Below are 6,039 nucleotides of genomic sequence, written 5' to 3'. Positions count from 1 at the left end.
GTAAAATTTATGCGATTAATCATGACGGGTTACTCCGAATCAAAATTCTGGAAAAACTACCCGGTAATCAAATCAAAATCAGAAGTTATAATCCAGGTTATGAGGACGAAATCATCTCACAAGATGAGATTACTATTTTAGGACGAGTCTGGTGGCAATCATCTATACTTAACTAATGACCGAATAATTAGATAAAACGCTCATCATTCCATGTCAATCCGCACCGGCAATGATGATAATCGATAACATAACAAATTCCCCACCACAGCCCGTAATTGGGCTGAGGCCAATTCACTTCAATAATGTAGCGTTACCTTTAGCGATAACAAACAATAACCAAAAATCACAAATCAATAACTTTAATTATTGACACTAATGATAACATATATTATCATTACCACATCAAAACCAATCAAATTAACAGCGTCATTAAACAAGACTACGAGTTATTTAATGTGTTAACAAGATTCAAGTAGCTAGCAGGGGCATATGAACATACTGCGGTTTTGATACATGTCACAGGCATGACGGTAAACTGCGGCTGATGGCAGTGTTAATTGCACATAACACAATTAATACTGCCATATCCTATCCTATCAGCACTCACGCACACTGTTGTTAGGAAAAAGACAGCGGGAAAGACTGCGAACAGACCACATCCTTCGCCCCAACATATTGGGGCCTTTTTTAAGGAAATATCATGATTAATAGAGATTTTATTAATATTAAAACCAAAAACAGATTTGACAAAGATTATCAATTAACTAAACACGAAATCCGATTTATCTACTTTGCCAATCTAATATTAATCTTTATGGGATTGGTCGCCTTGTTAATTGCATATTCCTGATAACTATTGGCAAGTGGGGCGTAAGAAGGTCGTGAATATAAAAACATGATTTTTTAATCAACTCAATTAATGAAAAATACTTTTTTTAACCATAAATAAAAAATATTTTAATTAGGATAACTAAAATTCAAACATCCATACCAATTTAAAGTTAGTACTCAAAGAATCAATCAAATTAAAAGTAAGCATCTAATCATACAAACAGCTTTATTTAAAATGAGATGTCTGTCTGGTTATACCCTTATTATTTATTAATGAGTGACTTAATAAAAACATCGAATTGATTTAAAACAATTTTGATAATTTTCCATGCAACAAAAAGAGAATATAACCATGAAATATTACTTATTAATTATTACTTTTGGAATGTGTAATTTAATTACTAGCTGCGCTTTTTATTATAGGTAATTGCAATGAAGTTTATCATGATATTAATTTCAACTTTATTACTTTCAGGCTGTATTACCGTTTATGAATGCGAAGGAGACCATAAAGAAACATATAATAATATATCCCCAACGACACAAGCACCTGAGGATAATACCAACAGTAAACAGCAATAAAGTAGCTATCGATTTAAATTTTTACGCTAATTATTTAGCGTAAATGTATTGAGTTTAAAGTTGAAAATCCAATAGTAATATTTTTTAACTATTTATTCTTACAATGCGTTTCTATTGGCATGAACGCCTGATTGAACCCATCTAAGCTAAATTTCATATTAACAGTTTTAGTTTTATTAAATGCTTTAACCAATAACATTTTTTTATCTTTTAAACTTTGATAGAACAGATGATCAAAATTGCTGAATAGAATTTTATCATCAAACTTTAATTTTTGTTGGCTTAACTCTTTACCATCTACCGTAAAAATAAATGTCCACTGCGTTTTTGGTGTTATTAATTCATTCATAATTATTATCGAAATAGTATTACTTTCACAACTAACACCTAATAAAACATCAGGAGTTGATGAAAAACGATCAAAATCAGCTGTGATTGCTAAATCTTTATTCTGCTTAGTTGTGACATCTAAAACTTCACCATAAACCCACTTACCACTCGTTTTAAGTTCATTTTTAGCTTTTACAGAAAAGATAAACAACATACCAATTATCACAACAATATAACTTATTCTTCCTTTCATTCACTATTCCTTATCTATCAATATGAAAAATTTTATTGTGTATCATGTTTATTTTTAACATGATTATTAATAATTAGAAAGTTTTACCTGAAAAAAGATATATATTTGTAGATTGAGATAGTTAATTGACATACATTTGGGACAAAAACGAAAGCCCTGCTTAACAGGGCTTTTATTAATGTGATAAATGATAAATGAAATTATTCCCATTCGATGGTTGCTGGCGGTTTTCCACTAATATCATAAACCACACGGGAAATACCATTAACTTCGTTAATAATTCGATTTGATACTCGCCCTAAAAAGTCATATGGCAAATGTGCCCAGTGAGCGGTCATAAAGTCTACAGTTTCAACCGCTCGTAGTGAGACAACCCAATCATACCTACGTCCGTCGCCCATGACTCCAACTGAACGCACCGGTAAAAATACGGTAAATGCTTGACTAACTTTATGGTATAAGTCAGCTTTATAAAGTTCTTCGATAAAAATAGCATCGGCTTTGCGTAGTAAATCACAATACTCTTTTTTCACTTCACCAAGAACACGCACCCCTAAACCCGGTCCAGGGAATGGATGACGATAAAGCATTTCGTAAGGTAAGCCAAGTTCTAAACCAACTTTACGTACTTCATCTTTAAATAATTCTCTTAATGGCTCGACTAGCCCCATTTTCATATCTTCAGGTAAACCACCAACATTATGATGAGATTTAATCACATGAGCTTTACCGGTATCGGCCGCAGCTGATTCAATCACATCTGGATAGATGGTACCTTGAGCAAGCCATTTGACATCTTTTAATTTTGCCGCCTCTTCATCAAAAACAGCAACAAATTCACGGCCAATGATTTTACGTTTAGCTTCAGGATCAGCTTCACCCTTTAACGCAGCCATAAACCGATCTTCGGCGTTAATAGCGATGATATTTAAGCCAAATTTATCACCAAACATGTCCATGACTTGTTTTGCTTCGTTTAAGCGTAATAAGCCATGATCAACAAACACGCAGGTCAATTGGTCGCCAATTGCTTGATGTAATAATAAAGCTGTAACCGAAGAATCTACACCACCAGATAAGCCAAGTAATACTTTATCTTTACCAACTTTTTCTTTTATACGGGCAATTGCATCAGTAATAATTGAAGATGGCGTCCATAATTTTTCACACTGACAAATATCAATGACAAAACGCGTTAATAACTCTAATCCTTTAATGGTATGAGTAACTTCAGGATGGAATTGTACGCCATAAAACTGTTTTTCATCGTTGGCCATAATGGCGAAAGGACAAGTTTCTGTTTGCCCAATTAAGGTAAATGTGTCAGGTAATGAAGTAACTTTATCACCATGACTCATCCAGACATCAAGTTGCTCTATACCAGCATCATTGGTGCTATCTAAAATACCGTCTGTTAATTTTGATTTTGCAACAATATCAACTTTAGCATAACCAAACTCTCGTTGATTAGATGCTGTAACTTGTCCGCCCTTACCCACTTGAATCGCCATAGTTTGCATACCATAGCAGATACCAAGCACTGGCACGCCAGCGCTAAAAACATATTCAGGTGCGCGTGGGCTATTTTGTTCGGTAGTACTTTCTGGACCACCTGATAATATAATACCTTTAGGATTAAACTGTTTGATTTTTTCTTCTGATACATCCCACGGCCAAAGTTCACAATAAACACCAATTTCACGGACTCGGCGAGCGATCAATTGGGTAACTTGAGAGCCAAAATCGAGGATTAATATGCGCTGTTGGTGGATGTCTTGCTTCATTAATTTTATTCCTAAGGTATGAAATAATATAAAAAATAAGAGGTGATATTGTATCACCTCTTATCTATGGTTAGAACTGCATGCTTCGCTTATTTTGCAGCATTTTCTTGTGCTGATTGAATTGCAGTTAATGCAATAGTGTAGACGATATCGTCAACTAATGCGCCACGTGACAAATCATTAACAGGTTTACGCATACCTTGTAACATTGGACCGATAGACACAAGATCCGCTGAACGTTGTACCGCTTTATAAGTAGTGTTACCTGTATTTAGGTCAGGGAAGATAAATACTGTTGCACGACCAGCTACTTTTGAGTTTGGTGCTTTAGATTTAGCCACATCTGGCATTACCGCCGCATCATATTGTAACGGACCATCAATCATCAGATCAGGACGTTTTTCTTGCGCGATGCGAGTGGCTTCTTTCACTTTTTCAACATCGGCACCTTGACCAGAACTACCTGTTGAATAAGAGATCATCGCAACACGTGGTTCAATACCAAAGGCAATTGCAGTATCAGCAGATTGGATAGCAATTTCAGCAAGCTCTTGCGCATTTGGATCTGGATTAATCGCACAGTCACCATAAATGTAGACTTGATCTGGCATTAACATAAAGAACACAGATGAAACAAGTGAACTACCCGGTGCTGTTTTAATTAATTGTAATGGTGGACGAATAGTATTTGCTGTTGTATGCACCGCACCTGATACTAAACCATCTACTTCATTCGCTTCAAGCATCATAGTACCAAGAACCACATTATCGGCTAATTGCTCACGTGCAATAACTTCGGTCATACCTTTGTTTTTTCGTAATTCAACTAAGCGAGGTACATATTTTTCACGAATTGATTCCGGATCGACAATTTCAACACCTTGACCTAACGTCACGCCTTGTGATGCAGCAACTTTACGAACTTCATCAGGATTACCAAGTAACACACATTTTGCGATATTACGTTCCGCACAAATAGCAGCAGCTTTAACAGTTCTTGGTTCATCACCTTCAGGCAATACCACCACTTTTTTCGCATTGCGAGCAAGTTCAGTTAATTGATAACGGAACGCAGGTGGTGATAAGCGACGAGCAGAATTCACTACTTCATTTAATGATTTAATCCAACTAGAATCGATATGATCAGCCACAAAGTTTTGTGTGTTTTCCATACGCTCTTTATCATCAACCGGAATTTCTAAGTTAAATTGTTGTAAATTGATTGAAGTTTGGAAAGTATTTGTTTGTACTGTAAATACAGGTAAACCGGTATCAAAAGCTGGTTGACATAATTTATAGATTTTGTCATCAATTTCATAGCCGCCTGTTAATAACACACCGCCGATTGATACACCATTCATAGCCGCTAAGCAGATAGTAACAAGAACATCTGAGCGATCTGCTGAAGTTACTAATAAGGCATTAGGTTGCAAGTGGTTAATGATATTAGGAACGCTTCTTGAACAGAAAGAAATATGTTTAATACGACGGCTTTTAATGCCACCTTCATTGATAATTTTAGCATCAAAATGTTTAGCAATATCGATTGCGCGGCAAGCGCTTAGATCCATATTCCAAGGAATACAACCAAGAACTGGAAGTGGGCTATATTCGTTTAAATCTTTAATGGTGATTTTTTTATCGTCAAATTTTGGTGTGTGGTAAATTTCTGCAACATCTGGACGGGCAAGTGATTGCTCTTCAACTGGTGCATTCACTTTATTGACAATTACACCTACAATTTTTTCATTTTTAATACCACCAAAATTAGAGCGCGCAATTTCAATACGATCTTTAAGCTGCTCTGGTGTGTCTTTACCCATGTTAACTACAAAAATAATTTCAGCGCCAAGAGTTTTAGCAATATTATTATTTAGTTCATTCGCAAACGGATAATCGGATGTTGGCACAATACCTTCAACTAACACAACATCTGCACCTTTGGTGTTTTCAGCATAAAGCGCAACAATCTCTTCCATTAATACATCTTGTTGATTTAAACCTAATAGATTTTCAACATGACTCATTTTGAGTGGTTTTAAAGCGGGAATAGACGTGTTATGACTAACTAAAGTTGTAGTATTGTCTGGCGCATCTCCACCTGCTCTTGGTTGTGCAACGGGTTTAAATACATTTAGGTTAATACCTTGACGCTCCATAGCTCGAATAACACCAAGACTCACACCTGTTAAACCGACATTGGTTCCGGTTGGAATTAGCATAATAGTACGAGACATAATTCATTTCCTCTTAATTCTT

At 35.5% G+C, this 6,039-nt stretch carries 5 protein-coding genes; 2 read left to right on the top strand and 3 right to left on the bottom strand.

Annotated features, from left to right (window positions below; genetic code table 11):
- Positions 1–5: 5 nt before the first annotated feature.
- Positions 6–176, top strand: a complete 171-nt coding sequence (locus J3U56_RS12205) for a S24 family peptidase (RefSeq protein WP_416380355.1) — start codon at positions 6–8, stop codon at positions 174–176.
- Between the two features lie 1,087 nt (positions 177–1,263).
- Positions 1,264–1,413 carry a hypothetical protein gene (locus tag J3U56_RS10930; protein ID WP_267332898.1) on the top strand — a complete coding sequence of 50 codons (150 nt, stop codon included), beginning with the start codon at positions 1,264–1,266 and terminating at the stop codon, positions 1,411–1,413.
- Positions 1,414–1,501: 88 nt separating this feature from the next.
- Here the strand turns inward: J3U56_RS10930 and J3U56_RS10925 are convergent, their stop codons facing one another.
- From J3U56_RS10925 to pta, 3 genes are all read right to left on the bottom strand, one after another.
- The gene (locus J3U56_RS10925) at positions 1,502–1,996 is read right to left on the bottom strand and encodes a hypothetical protein (RefSeq protein WP_267367716.1); all 495 of its coding nucleotides are present in this window, start codon (positions 1,994–1,996) and stop codon (positions 1,502–1,504) included.
- Between the two features lie 200 nt (positions 1,997–2,196).
- Positions 2,197–3,780, bottom strand: a complete 1,584-nt coding sequence (guaA, locus tag J3U56_RS10920; RefSeq protein WP_267332900.1) for a glutamine-hydrolyzing GMP synthase — start codon at positions 3,778–3,780, stop codon at positions 2,197–2,199.
- 89 nt (positions 3,781–3,869) lie between these two features.
- Complete coding sequence (gene pta, locus J3U56_RS10915) at positions 3,870–6,017, bottom strand: phosphate acetyltransferase (protein ID WP_065632904.1); 2,148 nt, start codon at positions 6,015–6,017, stop codon at positions 3,870–3,872.
- Between the last annotated feature and the right edge of the window lie 22 nt (positions 6,018–6,039).

Source organism: Gilliamella sp. B2824 (assembly GCF_026536245.1).
Taxonomy (GTDB): domain Bacteria; phylum Pseudomonadota; class Gammaproteobacteria; order Enterobacterales; family Orbaceae; genus Gilliamella.
Note: the sequence above shows the minus strand (reverse complement) of the source record. Positions and strands in the feature narration are given on the sequence as shown.